Consider the following 17,188-nt stretch of genomic DNA (forward strand, 5'->3'; position numbering starts at 1 on the left):
ACGGGAATTTTACGATGACGCGTCGGCTTTTCAGAATTCTGACGGCCCTTGGCCTTGCGGTGAGCCTGAGCGGCTTCGCGCTGCCCGCACAAGCCGAGAAGCGCGTTGCGCTCGTCGTCGGCAACAACGACTACAGGAACGTCCCCAAGCTCCTCAAGGCGGTCAACGACGCCCGCACCATGGGCGATACACTGAAGCAGCTCGGTTTCTCGGTGATGGTCGCCGAGAACCAGAGCCGGCAGCAATTCTCCGAGACGCTGCTCGCGTTCGACAGGACGATCGAGCCCGGCGACACCGCATTCTTCTTCTACGCCGGCCACGGCTTCGAGATCGCGGGCCAGAACTACCTGTTGCCGACTGACGTACCGGCGGCGACCGAAGGGCAGGAAGAGCTGGTGCGCGACGCTTCCATCCTGGCCGACCGCATCGTCGAGCGCCTTCAGAACAAGAAGGCGCGCACGTCGATTCTGGTGTTCGACGCCTGCCGCAACAACCCGTTCGAGCGCAAAGGCACCCGCGCGGTCGCCGGCGGCGGCGGCCTCGCGCCGATGGTGCAGCTGCCCGAAGGCGTGTTCTCGGTGTTCTCCGCAGGTCCCCGCCAGACCGCACTCGATCGTCTCTCCAACGACGACGCCAATCCCAATTCGGTGTTCACGCGCACCTTCGCCAAGGAGCTGCTCCAGCCCGGCGAGAACCTGGTGCAGGTGGCGCAGCGCACCCGCCGTCTCGTCAGCGAGATGGCCGACACCGTCAAGCACAGGCAGGTGCCGGTCTATTTCGACCAGATGGTCGACGACGTCTTCCTCAGCGGCGTTGCCAAGGACGCGACGGCCGCTGCGCGCCCGGCCGATCCGCCGCCGCAGAAGCTCGCGGCTCTCCCGCCGGTGTCGGTACCGCGCGTGCCGAAGGAAGAAACCACCAACGCGCCGATCGCCAGCTTCTCGCGCCACAATGGCGGCTGGAGCGTGGTGTTCTCCTTCGCCGACCCGACGCTCGGTATTTCCTGGCGCATGGCCGGCAATGGCGATTTCCGCGAGACCGGCTTCATCGACACGCTCGATCCGCGCACGCGCAAGCGGATGCCGAACCCGTCGATCGAATTGCCGCCGGATGCGCAGGCCGGCACCATCGAGGTCCGCTATGTCGATCAGTCCGGCGACATGCAGGGGCCATTCCCGATCAAGTTCGATCCCGAGGCCGCGCTGATCCGCGACCAGCGCAAGATTCTCGACATGACCGCGACGAGCTGGCTGTCGTTCCGCGAGTTCAACGGGCTGCTCGTCTATTACACGCATCTCGTGTCCTACCGGTGCGCCATCCGCGAGGTGCGCATCGGCATCGACACCGCCGTTCCGAACCAGGTGTTGAAGATGCCGGGCTGCGACATGCGCGATCCCAGCGCGATCAGCGCCGGCATGCCGCTCTACATGAAGCTTGCCCCGGCGACGCAGTTCGTCTCGGTGGAACTGACCTACCGCGATGGCAGCGTGTCGGAAATCAAGAGTTTTCGGGCCGCGAACCGCAGCAACAACTGAGCGGTCTGCCATTGTTGGGCGGCGAGCGCAGTTGGCGCGGGAAACTAGCCGCGACGCTTCCCGATGTAGCGCTTGATGGCGTCGATCGCTTCCATCAAGGGCGGCGCAAGCGAGAAGAACGTCCCCATGGCGATCGAGATGACCACATGGCGAAGCAGGACCTTCTCCTGTTCCTCGAACGGATAGCCGTTCTGGTCGATCCGTGCCGGCGCGAGCGTGCCCGCCTCCTGAGGATCCGGCTTCCGCGGCTTGCGCGGCGGCAGCATGATCACGACGAAAAGCACGTTGATCAGCAGCCAGATGCCAAGCACTATCAGTATGGTGCGCAACGCGGGATCATCCTGAAATCAATCGAAATTATCAGCAACGCTACCGGCCATTCGGCATTGCGGCAAACCAATTCCGGCTTGTTGCACCGCACAGAGTACTAAAGTTGTAAGCGAGGAGTTGATGACGGAATCTGATACCCCAGAGCAGACCGTGCGTCACTCCGTGAGAGCCCGATGTTGCATCGTCGGCGGCGGGCCGGCCGGCATGATGCTCGGCTATCTCCTGGGACGCGCCGGCATCGACGTCGTGGTGCTGGAGAAGCATGCGGATTTCTTCCGCGACTTTCGCGGCGATACCGTGCATCCCTCGACGCTCCAGGTGATGGACGAGCTCGGCCTGATCGATGGGTTCCTGAAGCTGCCGCACCAGCGCCTGCAGATGATGGACGGCCTGTTTGGCGGCACGCCCGTGCGGATCGCCGATCTCCGCCGGCTCCGCACCAAGTACCCGTTCATTGCCTTCATGCCGCAATGGGACTTCCTGAATTTCCTGCGTGAGGCCGGCCAGCGCTTCGCCTCGCTCAAGGTGATGATGAATACGGAAGCCGTCGATCTGATCCGTCGCGGCGAGACCATCGCCGGCGTGCGCGCGATGACGCCGGATGGGCCGATCGACATCGAAGCCGATCTCACCATTGCCTGCGATGGCCGGCATTCGACGGTGCGCGAGCGTGCGGGGCTCCGCGTCGAGGAGATCGGCGCGCCGATGGACGTGCTGTGGTTCCGCGTCGGCCGCAAGGCGGACGAGACCGAGAACCTGTTCGCGCGCGTCGAGCCCGGAAAGATGATGGTCACGTTCGACCGCGGCGACTATTGGCAGTGCGCCTATGTCATCGCGAAGGGACAATACGAGGCAGTGAAGGCGAGGGGATTGCAGGCGCTGCTCGACGACGTCGTGCGCATGGCGCCGATCCTTCGATCCGGCATTGCCGATGTGAAGAGCTTTGACGACGTCAAGCTGCTCACCGTCGCGATCAACCGCCTGGCGCGCTGGACGCGGCCGGGCCTGCTTCTCATCGGCGATGCCGCGCACGCGATGTCGCCGGTCGGCGGCGTCGGCGTCAATCTCGCCGTGCAGGACGCAGTTGCGACCGCCAATTTGCTGGCCGACAAGCTTCGGCAGGGCTGCCCAACCGAGAATGAACTCGATGCCGTGCGCCGACGCCGCGAATTCCCGGTGAGGATGACGCAGCGCATGCAGATGATCGTGCAGAACAACATCATCAGCGGCGCCCTGCAGGGCGCCGATCGGCCGCTGAAGGTGCCGCTGGTCGTGCGCCTGATCACTGCGCTGCCATGGCTTCAGGGTATTCCGGCGCGCCTGATTGCGCTCGGCGTGCGGCCCGAGCATGTGCAGTCCAAGGCCGCGCCGGCATCGTAGTGCAGGAGGTCGGTAGGGATAACGCGGCGTTAAATCGCGCGCCGCGCGTTGCGTGCGTGCAACAGCGCAAACGGATTCACGTCGCGCCGCTTGCCAATCCGGCGTCTTAACTTTCTTGATTCAAATTTGAGTAAGACCTGCGTGTGACCGTGCACCCATCAAAGGACACGGGGTGTACCATGCGTAATAAATTGATTGCCGCCTTCGCCTGCACGACCGCTCTGGTTTCGACCGGCGCTGCTTCAGCCGCCGATCTCGGTGCGCGTTACACGAAGGCGCCCGCCTATGCGGAGCCGCTGTTCAACTGGACCGGTTTCTATGTCGGCGGCCACATCGGTGGCGCATGGACCAACGAGCAGTTCATCAACAACGGGACCGGCGCGCCGTTCGGTGATCTCGTTCCGGGCCAGGGCTATCGCCAGCGTGGCGCTGGCATCATGGGCGGCGCCCAGATCGGCTACAACTGGCAGGCCAACAACTACGTGTTCGGCATGGAAGGCACGATCTCCGGCCTCGACAACAAGGGTACGGTCGTCAACACCGCCTTCGGCGCCGCTGACGACATCTTCACCTGGCGCGCCAACGTGCTCGCGACCGTCGTCGGCCGCGCCGGCTTCGCCGTGCAGAACAATTTGTTCTACATCAAGGGCGGCTATGCCGGCGTGAACAACCGTCTCAACGTCAGCGACACCGTTGCGCCCTCGACCGGCTCGGGCGGTCAGACCCACTGGGCCAACGGCTGGACCGTCGGCGCCGGCTGGGAATACGGCATCACCCGCAACTGGATCGTCGGCCTCGAGTACAATTACGCGGCCTTCGGCAGCCAGACCTATCAGCTCGGCGGCACCTCGGGTAACTACACCTTCGATGCCAAGCCGCGCGACATCCAGTGGGCCGTCGTGCGCGCAAGCTACAAGTTCGACGCACCGGTCATCGCGCGCTACTGAGCACGTCAACAAACGACCGAAGCTAAAAAAGTACTGCCAACAACTGAAAGCCGCGGCTCCGTCCGGGGCTTTTTTCTGCCGATTCGCGCGTCGTTGTCGCCACAGGCGGGACGGCGCAGCGGATGGTCATCTCCGGAAACTGACCGTGACGGTGCATAAGGGTGCAGTAGGTAAATAGCACTTGCCTATTTCTGCCCCACGGACTCCGCCGCGACGTATCGTTTCAGCCATGTCGTTGATGCGGTGCGCGTCGGCGTGAACTACCGCTTCGGTCCCTCGGCCGTTGTCGCAAGGTACTGATCTCTTCGAACGTGAGAGCGTTGAAAGCCCCGGCATCTGCCGGGGCTTTTTCGTCGGCCGCGGCCAAGCTTACGCCATCACGGAGAATCCACCGTCGACGGGGATCGCGGTGCCCGTGACGAAGTTCGAGGCGGGCGAGGCGAGGAACACGGCGATGCCGGCGAAGTCGTCGATATCGCCCCAGCGTCCCGCGGGCGTGCGCGCCAGCACGCGCTCATGCAGTCCCGAGACCTGCTGCCGCGCGCCGCGGGTGAGGTCGGTGTCGATCCAGCCCGGCAGGATGGCGTTGACCTGGATGTTGTCGGGCGCCCACGCATTGGCGCACGCGCGCGTGTACTGCACGATGCCGCCCTTGCTTGCCGCATAGGCTGTGGCGAAGCTCGCGCCGAAGATCGACATCATCGAGCCGATATTGATCACCTTGCCGTTGCCCGACGCCTTCAGCGCCGGATAGGCCAGCTTCGAGCACACAAAGGCGCTGGTGAGGTTGGTATCGATCACCTTGTTCCACTCGTCGAGCTCGAGCTCGTGCGGCGGCTTGCGGATGCTCATGCCGGCATTGTTGATGAGGATGTCGATGCGGCCGAGCTCCTTGACGACGCGGTCGATCATGGCCGCGACCGCCGCCTTGTCGGTGACGTCGGTGGTGACGGCAATCGCCTTCACGCCGCGCTTTTTGAGATCGGCAACGGCAGCGGCCGACTTGGTTTCGTTACGTGCGACCACGGCGATATCGGCGCCGGCATCGGCGAGTCCGTGGGCGAGGCCAAGACCGATGCCGCCATTGCCCCCTGTGACGATCGCGACTTTGCCGCGGAGATCGAACCGGTTGGATGTCATATTTGTATTCCCTGGTTTCTTCTATTGGTTGCTCTGCCAGATTAGGACCAGTCCGAAGCCGGCCATGGCTGCGCCATAGCCGGCCCATTGCAACTGGTTGACCATGAAGCTCGACCGCGGCCAGGCGACGGTGCCCGTTCCCTGTCCGATCCAGAGCAGCCCGACGGCGAGGGCAAACAGGCCTGCGATCAGCAGAAATCTGCGCATGCATTCCTCCCCGTTGGTTTGCTTCTGTCGTGGCCCACGGCATCAACGATCGCCGCTTGTCACGAAAACTTCCCGCCAGACTAGCCGTAGCTTCGGTTTGGATACAATGGCTGCGGATGCAGGGCCGCTGGGAGGATCCATGTCCGTGCGGAAGATGCCGGTCAGGTACATATGAATTGGGAACGCAGAGCTTGAGGCGACGCCTCCGGACTGGCACGACCCGCTGGGGCACCGCGCACCGGAGCTCTCGATGTATCGAGCCTTGAACTCCGCAAAACAGAAGCCGCAACGAAAAAGCCCCGGACAATGCCGGGGCTTTGACGTCTGAATTTCAGATCAGATCAGTACTTCGCGACGACCGGACCGGTCCAGTTGAAGCGGTAGACCAGCGAGGTCGAGATCGTCTGGTTCCAGCTGTTGGCGCGGATGCTGTTGCCGGTCGGGAGGTTGGTGCCGTCGATCAGTTCGTCCTGGGTCTTGGCGTTGTAGAAGGCCGAACGATATTCGGTCTTCATGAACCAGCCGGGCGAAGAGATGCCGAAGATGTTCAGGCTGTTCTCGACGCCGCCGCCAACGAACCAACCATTGCGGTTGTAGCTGTTGAGGTGGGCACCAGCGGGAACGCCGGCCAGCGTCAGGAAGTTGGTCTGGCCGAAGTGAGCGCCGGAATAACCGCCGTTGACGTAGGAGAGAACGTTCGGAGCAACCAGATAGCCGAGGCGCACACCAGCGGCCCAGGAGTCTTCCAGCTTCTGCGAGCCGGTGATGCCGAAGAAGGGATCCTGAACCGTGCCACGGATGCTGCCGAACTGACCGTCAGCGAACACGCCGGCGACCCAGGTGCTGCTGACCTGCCAGTCATAGCCGAGACCGACGGTGCCGAACCAGCCCGAGCCACCCTGGCGCTGGCCGATCGTCAGCGGAACCGCGCCGACCGTGGTCTGGACGGACTGATCGGAGTTCGAGAGGCCACCACCACCACCGCCGAAGATGTAGAAGCCGGTCCAGTTGGCGACGGGCGCCGGAAGCGGGGCCTTCACGTAGGGACGGGCAGCCAGATCGGCCGCCGACGCCGAGCCGGTCATCGCGGCAACCGCGGTGAGTGCGAGCAAAATCTTCTTCATTTCAAAATCCCCAAGCTTTGGTCTGTCCGGCAGGCGCGAGCGCACTGAAGTCCGATTGATCTGATGCCCGGACTATAGCTGCTTTCCGCCGAAATGCTGTTGCCGGACAGGCACAGTCGCCGGGAAACGCCGCCTGGCAGCGATTTCGGGCGCGATCTCCGAAATCAGAAATAGCTATATGATTCCAATGTGTTGCGTCATTTTCCGAAGATCGAATTCCGGTAACTTCTCGTTAGCAAATCCGGCTCTGTCCGAAATGGTAGCAATCCTGCCTCAGCCTTGATGCCGGTGAGTCGTTGACCGAGTCGTTCCGCCCCAAGATGAGTCGGGCAGCGGAGGCGGTCTGGTCGGCGCCTCCGCGAGCAGCCGCAAACAAAAAAGCCCCGGTGTCGGCCGGGGCTTTTTGCGTGACGGCGGAAGACTGCCTCAGACGTCGAGCAGCTCCTCGCTCGCGAACTCCGCCTTGTCCGAGATGAACGCGAAGCGCGCCTCGGCCTTGGTGCCCATCAGCCGCTCCACCGAATCCGCCGTGGTGTCGCGGTCGTCGGCGAGCAGCACCACCTTGAGCAGCGTCCGCTTGCGCGGATCCATGGTGGTTTCCTTGAGCTGCGCTGGCATCATCTCACCAAGGCCTTTGAAGCGGTTCACCTCGACCTTGGCGTTGGCGTTGAACTCGCTCTTGAGCAGCGTCTCCTTGTGCTTGTCGTCGCGTGCGTAGACGGACTTCGAGCCATGGGTCAGCTTGTAGAGCGGCGGCACTGCGAGGAAGAGGTGGCCCTCGTCGATCAGCCGCGGCATCTGCCGGTAGAAGAAGGTGATCAGGAGCGAGGCGATGTGGGCGCCGTCGACGTCGGCGTCGGTCATGATGATGATGCGCTGATAGCGCAGATCCTCTTCGCGATATTGCAAAAGCTGGCCGCAGCCGATCGCCTGCACGAGGTCGGAGAGCTGCGCGTTCGCCGTCAGCTTGTCCTTGCCGGCCGAGGCGACGTTGAGGATCTTGCCGCGCAGCGGCAGCACCGCTTGCGTCTTGCGATCACGGGCCTGCTTGGCGCTGCCGCCTGCCGAGTCACCCTCGACGATGAAGAGCTCGGAGCCCTCGGTGCCGGCATCGGTGCAGTCGGCGAGCTTGCCGGGCAGGCGCAGCTTCTTGCCGGCGGTCTTGCGTGCCGTTTCCTTTTCCTGGCGACGGCGCAGCCGCTCCTCGGCGCGGTCGATCACGAAGTCGAGCAGCCGGTTGGCCATGTTCGGATTGCCCGACAGCCAGTGGTCGAACGGATCCTTCATCGCCTGTTCGACGATGCGCTGTGCTTCGGCGGTGGCGAGACGATCCTTGGTCTGGCCCTGGAATTCAGGCTCGCGCACGAACACCGACAGCATCACGGCCGCGCCCACCATGACGTCTTCCGACGTAATGGATGACGCGCGCTTGCCCTGACCGACGCGCTCGGCGTGATCCTTCAGGCCGCGCAGGAGCGCGCTGCGCAGGCCGGATTCGTGCGTGCCGCCATCGGGCGTCGGCACGGTGTTGGTGTAGGACGACAGGAAGCCGTCGGCATCCGCGGTCCAGGCGACAGCCCATTCGCAGGCGCCATGCGCGCCGTTGCGGCCCGATTTGCCCGAGAAGATGTCGGGATGCACCAAGGTGTCGGCGTGGATCGCAGCGGCGAGGTAATCCTTGAGGCCGCCGGGGAAGTGGAAGGTCGCTTCCGCCGGCACATCCTCGACGCCCTTCAAGAGCTCGGGTGCGCAATTCCAGCGGATCTCGACGCCGCCGAACAGATAGGCCTTCGAGCGCGTCATCTTGAACAGGCGCTGCGGCTTGAATGCGGCCTTGGCGCCGAAGATGTCGGTGTCGGGCTTGAAGCGCACGCGGGTGCCGCGGCGGTTGTTGATCTTGCCGAGATCCTCGAGCTTGCCCTTCGGGTGCCCGCGCTCGAATGTCATGCGGTAGAGCTTCTGGCTGCGCGCGACCTCGACCTCGAGCAGTGAGGAGAGGGCGTTCACCACGGAGATGCCGACACCGTGCAGACCGCCGGAAGTCTCGTACACCTTGGAGTCGAACTTGCCGCCCGAATGCAGCGTGCACATGATGACTTCGAGCGCCGACTTCTTCGGAAACTTCGGATGCGGATCGATCGGGATGCCGCGGCCGTTGTCGGTGACGGTCAGGAACCCGTCGGCGCTGAGCTCGACTCCGATGAAGGTCGCGTGCCCGGCCAGCGCCTCGTCCATCGAGTTGTCGATGACTTCGGCGAAGAGGTGATGCAGCGCCTTCTCATCGGTGCCGCCGATATACATGCCGGGCCGGCGGCGCACCGGTTCCAGGCCTTCGAGCACCTCGATATCGGCCGCAGTGTAGTCGGCTTCGCCGCCGGTCCCGCGCGAAGCCGCCTTGGCGGGCGCGCGCGACTTCGGCTCATCGCCGCCGAAAAAATCGTCTTTTGCTTTTGGCTTCAACTGCTTGGACATATATTTTGATGCACTTTGATGGCCGCGATGGCGGCGAATCGGTTCGGCCGACTATGCCACGGCTCGCCTGCAAAGGTCACCGTAGGTCCGCCGGGTGGGTGTGGGTGGGAGCCAATCCCGGCGATTTTACGCCGCAGGCCCACCAATTCCCGGCAATTTGACACCTTGGCCCGGCTCAGGCCCGGCTTTGTGACTTGATGTCACACAAGTCCTTGGCTTACCAGTCCTTTTATCTGAGAGGACCGTGACGGGGCGGGGAAGGCAATCTGGAATGGAGCAGTACGCGCACGCACTGGCCGATTTCGTGCGTGCTCACCAGGCTTGGGCGGCTCCGATCGTGTTCCTGCTCGCGTTCGGGGAGTCGCTGGCCTTCATCTCGCTGCTGATCCCGGCCTGGGGTGCGCTGGTTGCGATCGGCGCGCTGATCGGAGCGAGCGGCATCAGCTTCTATCCGGTCTGGATCGCCGGCGGCATCGGTGCTGCGCTCGGCGACTGGGTCTCCTACTGGTTCGGCTATCGCTACAAGGAGCAGGTCGCGCAGATGTGGCCGCTGTCGCGCTATCCGGAACTGCTGCCCAGGGGCGAAGCCTTCGTGCGGAGCTGGGGCGTGCCCAGCATCTTCATCGGCCGCTTCTTCGGCCCGTTGCGCGCCTCGGTGCCGCTCGCAGCCGGCATTTTCGAGATGCCCTATTGGAGTTTTCAGGCCGCCAATTTCATCTCGGCGCTGGTCTGGTCCGCGGCGCTGCTGCTGTTCGGCGACGTGATCGCGACGATCATGGAATGGATCTGGCGCGTGATCTGACCGGGCAGCTCGGCCGCCCGGTCAGCGCATATGGCAGAGCCTATAGCGAGGCGTTCCAGATCGACGGAATCCAGCGATAGCCCGAACCATCCTTTTCCTTCTCGACGCGAACGAGACCCGGGAAGGCGGCATGGAAGGCCTGGATCGGCATCTTCTCGGCAATCGCCATGTCGTAGAGCTTCCGCCGCGTCTCTTGCGCCAGCGGCTTGTCGACGTCGGAGGCGATGTTCCATTCAGGGTGCTTCACGAACAGGAACGCTGCGCCTGCGGTGATGTCGACCTGCACAAGTACCTTTTCCGCGCCTGACGCGACGATGAAGGAGTTGTGTCCCGGCGTGTGGCCCGGGCTCGCCACCGACGTGATGCCGGGCGCGACTTCCTTGCCGGACTCGTATTGCGTGACCTTGCGGCCGAGCGCATCGAACACGCGGCGGATGTTCTTGAAGTTGCTTTCGAGGATCGGATTGCCGGTCCCCTTGCTCATCTCGCCGTCGTCCATCCAGAACTTCCATTCCACTGCCGGAACCATGATCTCGGCGTTGGGGAAGGCCGGCTTGTTCTCGGCCGCGAGCAGGCCGTTGATGTGGTCGCCGTGGAAGTGCGAGATGATGACGGTGTCGACTGCCGCGCGGTCGATGCTGGCCGCCGCAAGGTTGTTGTGGAACTGGCCGACCTTGCCCTTGGTCTGCGTGAACTGGTCGGGCCCGAGACCGGTATCGATCACGACGAGCTTCGGCCCGGTGTTGATGACGACCGGATTGAAGGTGTGGGTGACCTTGTCGGTCGGTAGATGGTTCTCGGCGAAGATCTTGTTGATGTCGTCCTTGCTGGCGCCGGCCGCGTAATTGTCCGTCAGGTTGACGGTCGCGACGCCGTCGCAGACCACGGTGATCTGGTGGGTGCCGACATTGTAGCGGTAGAAGCTCGCATTCTGGGTCGCGGCCGGGGGCGCGGCGGCGCTCGCGGGCGAGGTCTTCACGAAGGGCAGGAGCGCCGAGGCGGCGGCGCCGGCTAGCGTTGCGCGACGGGTGATCTCGGTCATGGCGATGTCCTGGGGCTGGGTTGCGAACGAAAGGCACGAACCGGCGGGGTTGTGGCGCCTTTCTTTCTCGGGAACCCCCAAGCTTAGGAGAAATTCCGCTGCGACCCGATGACATCCGTGCGGCATCCTGCCGTCACGAGTGCGGCATCCTGCCGTCACCTGTGCGGCAGCCGTCACGCCCCATCGATTTGGACTTGACCCTGGAACCCGCTGGCCGTATAGCCGCGCGCCATGATCAACGCCGCGACCATCCTGTTCGCCCGTCGCCGCCGCCGCTCTTTAGCGGTTTGGGCGGTCGATCGCGTTTGAGATCATCGTCTTTGCCGCTGGATCCGATCCGCGGCATTCTCTCTCCTGTCAGCGCGATCTGATCCGGCGGCCCCCCGAGGAGGCCCAGCAGGAGACCACGATGTACACGCCACCCTTTTTCAAGCAGGACCGCGCCGCGAGCCTGAAATTCGCCGAGGAGCGCGGCTTCGGCACGATGTGCGCCTTCGACGGCCACAAGCCGGTCGCCTCGCCGCTGCCGTTCTACCTGACTTACGCCGCTGACGGCACGCCGCAGGCCGCCTTTCATGTCGCCCGTCACAATCCGCTGCTAAAGCTGGCGGACGGCGCGACCTCCTGGCTGCTCGCGGTCAACGGCCCCGATGCCTATGTATCGCCCGACTGGTACGTCTCGCCGGATCAGGTGCCGACCTGGCTCTACCAGTCGGTGCATCTGAGCGGGCCGGTACGCCTCTTGTCGGACGATCAGCTCGCGGTGCAGATCGACACGCTGAGCGACAAGTTCGAGAGCTGGCTGTTGCCGAAAGCGCCGTGGACATCGGCGAAGATGACGGCAGGCCGGCTGGAAGCGTTGAAGAAGGGAATCGTGGGCCTGGTCATGACGGTTGAAGAGGTCGAAGGCAGCTTCAAGCTCAACCAGCATAAATCGGACGCCGACTATACCGCGATCGCCAACGCGCTCGGTGTGCAACCCGCAGCCGACGCCAGAGAGATTGCACAATTGATGCAGGACGTGAGGCCGGAGGCCTTCGCGAACGAAACCAACATGCTCGAAAGGAGCGCGCCATGAGCCTCACGGAAACCACCAAGGCCCCGACCACCGGCGCCGCCAAGAAGCCCGCCACCGTCTTCGTCGACGGCGGCTCCGGCACCACCGGGCTCGGCATCAACGAGCGGCTGAAGCTCCAGAGCGACGTCACGGTGAAGACGATCGCCGACGACAAGCGCAAGGACCCCGCGGCCAAGAAGGCGCTGATGGAGGAGGTGGATCTCGTCATCCTCTGCCTGCCTGACGAGGCCGCGAAGGAAACAGTGGCGCTGGTCGACAGCATGGGCGCTTCAGCGCCGAAGGTGCTGGACGCTTCCACCGCCTACCGGGTCGCGCCCGACTGGGCCTACGGCTTTCCGGAGCTGACGCCCGATCAGACGGCCAAGATCAAGGCCGCCAAGAAGGTCTCCAATCCCGGCTGCTATCCGACTGGTGCGATCGCGCTGCTGCGGCCGATCGTCGATGCGGGTCTGTTGCCGCCCGATTATCCCGTCACCGTCAACGCGGTGAGCGGCTATTCCGGCGGCGGCAAGTCGATGATTGCGAGCTTCGAAGACGGCAGCGCGCCGTCCTTCGAGCTCTACGGCCTCGGCTTCGAGCACAAGCATCTGCCGGAGATGCAGCTCTATTCGAAACTGACGCGGCGGCCGATCTTCATTCCCTCGGTCGCCAACTACCGGCAGGGCATGCTGGTCTCGGTGCCGCTCCAGCTCGACGCGCTGCCCGGCAAGCCCAGCGGTGCGGACCTTCAGGCCGCGCTGGCCAAGCGTTACGCCGGCTCGAAATATGTCTCGGTGATGCCGCTCCAGAACGAGGCGACCAAGGGCGGCAAGCTCGAGCCGGAGGCGCTCAACGAGACCAACACGCTCGAGCTCCACGTCTTCGCCAGCGACAAATATCACCAGGCGGTACTGGTCGCCCGGCTCGACAATCTCGGCAAGGGCGCCTCGGGTGCGGCCGTGCAGAACATGCGGCTGATGTTGGGCCTTGCCGACAATAGCTGATCGAACGTTGCTCGGGAGGCCAGCCCGGTGGACGAAGCGACGATGCGACTTTCGACCCCGGCAAGACGATCAAATGACGCCTGAAAGGTACGCGTGATGAGCTCGAAGAAGATCGGCATTCTCGGCGCCTCCGGTTACACCGGGGCCGATGCGGTGCGCCTGTTGGCCCGGCATCCGAATGCCGAGATCGTCGCGCTCACCGCCAACACCCATGCCGGCAAGTCGATGGGCGACGTGTTTCCGCATTTTTTCATGCTGGACCTGCCGAAACTCGTGGAATGGGAAAAGGTCGACTGGAGCAAGCTCGATGCGGTGTTCTGCGGACTGCCGCACGGCACCACGCAGGAAATCATCGCCGCGGTCCTCAAGGCAAATCCCAAAATCAAGGTCCTCGACATGTCCGCCGATTTCAGGCTGCGGGACAAGAGCACCTATGCGCAGTGGTACGGCCATGAGCACCGGGCGCTCGAACTGCAGGGCGAAGCGGTCTACGGTCTCACCGAATTCTATCGCGAGAAGATCACGTCGGCGCGGCTGGTCGCCTGTCCCGGCTGCTATCCCACGGCGGCGCTGCTCGCGCTGGTGCCGCTTGCGAAAGCCAAGCTGATCGACGTCGACGACATCGTCATCGACGCGAAATCGGGCGTCACCGGCGCCGGCCGCGGGCTGAAACAGAACACGTTGTTCAGCGAGGCGGGCGAGGGGCTGTCGCCCTATTCGGTCGGCACCCACCGGCACGCGCCCGAGATCGAGCAGGAGATCGGCGTCGCCGCCGGTTCCGCAGTGACGATCAACTTCACGCCGCATCTTATTCCGATGGCGCGCGGCGAACTCTGCACCTCCTACGTCAAGCTCAACGGCGCGACGCCGGACGATCTGCGAAGCGCGCTGGAGCAGGCTTATGCCAACGAGCCCTTCGTGCATGTCGCCAGGAAGGGCGTGCTGCCGCAGACCCAGAATGTGCGCGGCTCCAACTATGTGCAGATCGGCGTCGTCGCCGACCGCATCAAGAACCGGGCGATCGTGATTTCCACGCTCGACAATCTGGTGAAGGGTTCGGCCGGGCAAGCGATCCAGAACATGAACCTGATGTTCGGGCTGCCCGAGACGGCGGGGTTGGAGCAGATCGCGCTGTTTCCATGACACGAGGTACTGCGGTGGACGAAGCGACCTTGCAATTCTACCGGCAGAACGCCGAGGTCTATGCCGGCTGGGCGAAGGCCGCATCGACGCGGTTGCGGGGCTTTCTCGCCCTGCAGCCGCCGGGAGGCGCGATCCTCGAGCTCGGTTGCGGTGCCGGCAATCATTCCGCAGTGATGCTCGCCGAAGGTTTTTCAGTGCGTGCGACCGATGGCTCGCCCGAAATGGCCGAGATCGCCTCGCGCCGGCTTGGTCATCCCGTCGAGGCGATGCGGTTCGACCAGCTGGATGCGCACGAGGCCTATGACGGCGTCTGGGCGAGCGCCTGTCTGCTGCATGTGCCACGCGACGAACTCGCCGGCATCCTTGGAAAGATCCACCGTGCGCTCAAGCCATCAGGCGTGTTCTACGCCAGCTACAAGATGGGTGAGGACGATGGCCGCGACAGCCTCGGGCGCTACTACAGCTACGTCTCGCGGGAGTGGCTCGAGATGACTTACGCCAGCGCAGGTTCGTGGATCACGCTGTCGTCGGACACCAACGTGATCCAGAGTTTCGACGAGACGCCAGCCAACATGCTGAACCTCGTCGTACGCAGGGCCTGATCCCTAAGAGACCCGATTTCTAGAGCACCTTGAAGATTGCCAGCGCAAGCACGGCCTGGGCGAGGAAGCCGACGGTGAAGGCGAGAGTCCGGAACACCGGGATTCCGAGCGCATAGACGATCAGATGCGCGACACGCGACCAGAAATAGACCGCGCAGGCGAGCACGGTCCATTTCGAGGAATAGTCGATCGCGTTCAGGATCAGCACCAGCGGCGCGAAGAGCACGAGGTTCTCGACCGCGTTGTCATGCGCGAACATCAGGCGGTTCGCCCACTCCGCCTGCGGCTTGTCGGCGCGCGAGGGATTGGCCAGCGCGCCACTGAGACCTCGAACCTGGCAGCGGTTGATGGTGTAGGGAATCCAGAGGATCCCGGTCAGGATCACAGTCAGTGTCAGCCAGAACAATTCGCGCGTCATAACCCGGTCCCCTCTGTCGTCGCTGTGTTGAACGCGAGATTATACAAGCGCGCAGGATTGCGCCATGCGCAAAGAAATCCCGCTAGGCGCGAACCCTGACATAGCTGCCGGGCGCGTCCTCGATCGCGGGCAGGGCCTCGCTGCCGACCACGCGCGCCGGGACTTCCTCGGGATCGAGCCCGCCCAGCCATTCGCGCCAGTCCGGCCACCACGAGCCCTTGTGCTCCACCGCGCCCTTCATCCACTCGGCGACGTTGACGTCCTTGACGTTGTCGTTGGTCCAGTACTGGTACTTGTTCGAGGCGGGCGGGTTGACCACGCCGGCGATGTGGCCCGAGCCGGACAGGACGTATTTTACCGGGCCGCCGAAGAACTGCGAGCCGTACAGCACCGATTCGGCCGGCGCGATGTGGTCCTCGCGGGTGGCGAGGTTGTAGACCGGCACCTTGACCTTGGAGAGGTCGAGCAGCGTGTTGTCGAGCACCATGGTGCCGGTGGAGAGCCGGTTCTCCAGGTAGCAATTGCGCAGGTAATAGGAATGGTTCGACGCGGTCATGCGCGTCGCATCCGAATTCCAGTGCAAGAGGTCGAACGCGCTCGGCTGCTGGCCCTTCAGATAGTTGCTGACGACATAGGACCAGATCAGATCGTTGGAGCGCAGCATGTTGAAGGCCATCGCCATCTTCGAGCCTTCGAGCACGCCGGCCGCCTTCATGTCCTGCTCGAGGGCCGCGATCTGGTCCTCGTCGACGAACACGAGGAGATCGCCGGCATGGGTGAAGTCGACCTGCGCGGCGAAGAACGTCGCCGACGCCACGCGCTGGCGGCGCTTCTCGGCGAGCCAGGCCAGCGTGGTCGCGAGCATGGTGCCGCCGACGCAATAGCCGGCGGTGTGCACCTTCAACTCGCCGGTGACCTTCTCGATCACGTCCATCGCCGTGAGCGGGCCTTCCTTCATGTAGTCTTCCCAGCTCTTGTTGCCGAGCCGCTTGTCGGGATTGACCCATGAGATCACGAACACGGTGATGCCCTGGTCGACGCACCACTTGATGTAGGATTTCTCCGGCTTGAGATCGAGGATGTAGAACTTGTTGATCCAGGGCGGCACGATCAGGAGCGGCGTGCGCAGCACGTTCTCCGTGGTCGGCGAATACTGGATCAGCTGCATCATCTCGTTCTGGTAGATCACCTTGCCCGGCGTCGTCGCCATGTTGACGCCGACGACGAGATTGTCCGGATTGGACTGGCGGATCTTCAGCATGCCCTTGCCGGCCGCGATGTCCTCGGCCAGCATCTTCAGGCCGCGCGCCAGGTTCTCGCCGCTGCTCGCCACCGTCTCGCGCAGCACTTCCGGATTGGTCAGCACGAAGTTCGACGGCGAGATCGCATTGGTGACCTGCTGGACGTAGAACTCCGCCTTGCGGCGGGTCTGCGGATCGAGCTCGGCGTCGTGCACCAGCTCCTGCGCCCATTTGGTCGTGAGCAGATAGAGCTGCATCATGAAATCAAAGAACTGGTTCGACTTCCATTCCGGATCGGCAAAGCGCTTGTCGCGCGGCGAGGGCGCGATCGCGGGTGAAGCGTCCTGGCCGGCCATGCGGCGCGCCGCCGAGCCCCAGAGGTCGAGATAATCCTTGGCGAGCTTGGTCTGCAGATCGGACGCGCGGGATGTATCTGACATCCAGTATTGGGCGACCGACGTGAAGGCCTTGACCACTTCCGTAAGCTCGGCCGGCGGGCGATCCTGCACGTCGCCGCTCTCGCGTGGTTTCAGATACGCGGCGAGCGCCTTGCCGCCGCTCTCCATCGCCCGCGCGACATTCATCGCGAAGGCTTCCGCATCGAACTTCGTCTCGGGTTTGGGCGTGTCGGTCGTGGCGGTACTCATGAGCAGAACAGTAACGATTCATTCTGTATTCGTCACCGCGAAGCTCGCATGTTTGGCGTTAAACAAGCTCCAACATGTGCTGCACTGCGACAAAGCC

16 protein-coding genes are annotated in these 17,188 nt (G+C 63.7%); 8 read left to right on the forward strand and 8 right to left on the reverse strand.

The genetic code is table 11. The features are described 5' to 3' along the window. Positions 1-14: 14 nt before the first annotated feature. Positions 15-1,535 (forward strand): caspase family protein, encoded by a 1,521-nt coding sequence (locus AB7245_RS21630; protein WP_439034896.1) that lies wholly within the window; start codon positions 15-17, stop codon positions 1,533-1,535. Positions 1,536-1,579: 44 nt separating this feature from the next. Here AB7245_RS21630 and AB7245_RS21635 read toward each other — a convergent pair whose 3' ends face one another. After that, positions 1,580-1,864 carry a hypothetical protein gene (locus AB7245_RS21635; RefSeq protein WP_063983514.1) on the reverse strand — a complete coding sequence of 95 codons (285 nt, stop codon included), beginning with the start codon at positions 1,862-1,864 and terminating at the stop codon, positions 1,580-1,582. Positions 1,865-1,985: 121 nt separating this feature from the next. On the opposite strand from AB7245_RS21635, the gene AB7245_RS21640 reads away from it, so the two are divergent. Together AB7245_RS21640 and AB7245_RS21645 are read left to right on the forward strand one after the other, a co-directional pair. Beyond that, entirely contained in the window at positions 1,986-3,245 is a 1,260-nt protein-coding gene (locus tag AB7245_RS21640; protein ID WP_135213515.1) for an FAD-dependent oxidoreductase, read from the forward strand. A 179-nt stretch (positions 3,246-3,424) separates the two neighbouring features. Next, positions 3,425-4,192 (forward strand): outer membrane protein, encoded by a 768-nt coding sequence (locus AB7245_RS21645; protein WP_135213516.1) that lies wholly within the window; start codon positions 3,425-3,427, stop codon positions 4,190-4,192. A 369-nt stretch (positions 4,193-4,561) separates the two neighbouring features. Here the strand turns inward: AB7245_RS21645 and AB7245_RS21650 are convergent, their stop codons facing one another. The 4 genes from AB7245_RS21650 to parE all read right to left on the reverse strand — a co-directional run bounded on the left by AB7245_RS21650 (position 4,562) and on the right by parE (position 9,135). Next, complete coding sequence (locus AB7245_RS21650; RefSeq protein WP_208071618.1) at positions 4,562-5,332, reverse strand: SDR family NAD(P)-dependent oxidoreductase; 771 nt, start codon at positions 5,330-5,332, stop codon at positions 4,562-4,564. A gap of 21 nt (positions 5,333-5,353) precedes the next feature. Further along, the gene (locus AB7245_RS21655; RefSeq protein ID WP_007609848.1) at positions 5,354-5,539 is read right to left on the reverse strand and encodes a hypothetical protein; all 186 of its coding nucleotides are present in this window, start codon (positions 5,537-5,539) and stop codon (positions 5,354-5,356) included. A 341-nt stretch (positions 5,540-5,880) separates the two neighbouring features. Further along, entirely contained in the window at positions 5,881-6,663 is a 783-nt protein-coding gene (locus tag AB7245_RS21660) for an outer membrane protein (RefSeq protein WP_167767882.1), read from the reverse strand. A 426-nt stretch (positions 6,664-7,089) separates the two neighbouring features. Further along, the gene (gene parE, locus AB7245_RS21665) at positions 7,090-9,135 is read right to left on the reverse strand and encodes a DNA topoisomerase IV subunit B (RefSeq protein WP_071914292.1); all 2,046 of its coding nucleotides are present in this window, start codon (positions 9,133-9,135) and stop codon (positions 7,090-7,092) included. 271 nt (positions 9,136-9,406) lie between these two features. Between parE and AB7245_RS21670 the strand changes: the two genes are divergently transcribed. Beyond that, the gene (locus AB7245_RS21670; protein WP_041958275.1) at positions 9,407-9,937 is read left to right on the forward strand and encodes a DedA family protein; all 531 of its coding nucleotides are present in this window, start codon (positions 9,407-9,409) and stop codon (positions 9,935-9,937) included. A 40-nt stretch (positions 9,938-9,977) separates the two neighbouring features. Here the strand turns inward: AB7245_RS21670 and AB7245_RS21675 are convergent, their stop codons facing one another. Beyond that, positions 9,978-10,979, reverse strand: a complete 1,002-nt coding sequence (locus tag AB7245_RS21675; protein ID WP_439034897.1) for an MBL fold metallo-hydrolase — start codon at positions 10,977-10,979, stop codon at positions 9,978-9,980. 409 nt (positions 10,980-11,388) lie between these two features. Here AB7245_RS21675 and AB7245_RS21680 point away from each other — a divergent pair, with 409 nt between their 5' ends. The 4 genes from AB7245_RS21680 (at position 11,389) to AB7245_RS21695 (ending at position 14,785) form a co-directional block, all read left to right on the forward strand. Continuing rightward, a complete protein-coding gene (locus AB7245_RS21680; RefSeq protein ID WP_439034898.1) occupies positions 11,389-12,057 on the forward strand; it encodes an FMN-binding negative transcriptional regulator in 669 nt (222 codons plus the stop codon). Next, a complete protein-coding gene (gene argC / locus AB7245_RS21685; RefSeq protein WP_439034899.1) occupies positions 12,054-13,040 on the forward strand; it encodes an N-acetyl-gamma-glutamyl-phosphate reductase in 987 nt (328 codons plus the stop codon). The genes AB7245_RS21680 and argC (AB7245_RS21685) overlap by 4 nt, the downstream gene beginning before the upstream one ends. 96 nt (positions 13,041-13,136) lie before the next feature. Beyond that, on the forward strand, positions 13,137-14,183 hold the full coding sequence (gene argC / locus AB7245_RS21690; protein WP_063983503.1) for an N-acetyl-gamma-glutamyl-phosphate reductase: 1,047 nt from the start codon (positions 13,137-13,139) through the stop codon (positions 14,181-14,183). 14 nt (positions 14,184-14,197) lie between these two features. Next, positions 14,198-14,785, forward strand: a complete 588-nt coding sequence (locus AB7245_RS21695) for a class I SAM-dependent methyltransferase (protein ID WP_208086637.1) — start codon at positions 14,198-14,200, stop codon at positions 14,783-14,785. Between the two features lie 19 nt (positions 14,786-14,804). Here AB7245_RS21695 and AB7245_RS21700 read toward each other — a convergent pair whose 3' ends face one another. Both AB7245_RS21700 and AB7245_RS21705 read right to left on the reverse strand, forming a co-directional pair. After that, entirely contained in the window at positions 14,805-15,203 is a 399-nt protein-coding gene (locus AB7245_RS21700; RefSeq protein WP_063983501.1) for an MAPEG family protein, read from the reverse strand. Positions 15,204-15,285: 82 nt separating this feature from the next. Then, on the reverse strand, positions 15,286-17,091 hold the full coding sequence (locus tag AB7245_RS21705) for a PHA/PHB synthase family protein (RefSeq protein ID WP_208086638.1): 1,806 nt from the start codon (positions 17,089-17,091) through the stop codon (positions 15,286-15,288). Between the last annotated feature and the right edge of the window lie 97 nt (positions 17,092-17,188).

Source organism: Bradyrhizobium sp. 604_D8_N2_3 (assembly GCF_051810765.1).
GTDB classification, from domain to species: Bacteria; Pseudomonadota; Alphaproteobacteria; order Rhizobiales; family Xanthobacteraceae; genus Bradyrhizobium; species Bradyrhizobium barranii.

Excerpts from the sequence above, each read along its gene's own strand:
- AB7245_RS21630 (WP_439034896.1), top strand. The coding sequence starts at position 15 with ATGACGCGTCGGCTTTTCAGAATTCTGACGGCCCTTGGCCTTGCGGTG.
- AB7245_RS21640 (WP_135213515.1), top strand. The coding sequence starts at position 1,986 with ATGACGGAATCTGATACCCCAGAGCAGACCGTGCGTCACTCCGTGAGA.
- AB7245_RS21645 (WP_135213516.1), top strand. The coding sequence starts at position 3,425 with ATGCGTAATAAATTGATTGCCGCCTTCGCCTGCACGACCGCTCTGGTT.
- AB7245_RS21650 (WP_208071618.1), bottom strand. The coding sequence starts at position 5,332 with ATGACATCCAACCGGTTCGATCTCCGCGGCAAAGTCGCGATCGTCACA.
- AB7245_RS21655 (WP_007609848.1), bottom strand. The coding sequence starts at position 5,539 with ATGCGCAGATTTCTGCTGATCGCAGGCCTGTTTGCCCTCGCCGTCGGG.
- AB7245_RS21660 (WP_167767882.1), bottom strand. The coding sequence starts at position 6,663 with ATGAAGAAGATTTTGCTCGCACTCACCGCGGTTGCCGCGATGACCGGC.
- parE (WP_071914292.1), bottom strand. The coding sequence starts at position 9,135 with ATGTCCAAGCAGTTGAAGCCAAAAGCAAAAGACGATTTTTTCGGCGGC.
- AB7245_RS21670 (WP_041958275.1), top strand. The coding sequence starts at position 9,407 with ATGGAGCAGTACGCGCACGCACTGGCCGATTTCGTGCGTGCTCACCAG.
- AB7245_RS21675 (WP_439034897.1), bottom strand. The coding sequence starts at position 10,979 with ATGACCGAGATCACCCGTCGCGCAACGCTAGCCGGCGCCGCCGCCTCG.
- AB7245_RS21680 (WP_439034898.1), top strand. The coding sequence starts at position 11,389 with ATGTACACGCCACCCTTTTTCAAGCAGGACCGCGCCGCGAGCCTGAAA.
- argC (WP_439034899.1), top strand. The coding sequence starts at position 12,054 with ATGAGCCTCACGGAAACCACCAAGGCCCCGACCACCGGCGCCGCCAAG.
- argC (WP_063983503.1), top strand. The coding sequence starts at position 13,137 with ATGAGCTCGAAGAAGATCGGCATTCTCGGCGCCTCCGGTTACACCGGG.
- AB7245_RS21700 (WP_063983501.1), bottom strand. The coding sequence starts at position 15,203 with ATGACGCGCGAATTGTTCTGGCTGACACTGACTGTGATCCTGACCGGG.
- AB7245_RS21705 (WP_208086638.1), bottom strand. The coding sequence starts at position 17,091 with ATGAGTACCGCCACGACCGACACGCCCAAACCCGAGACGAAGTTCGAT.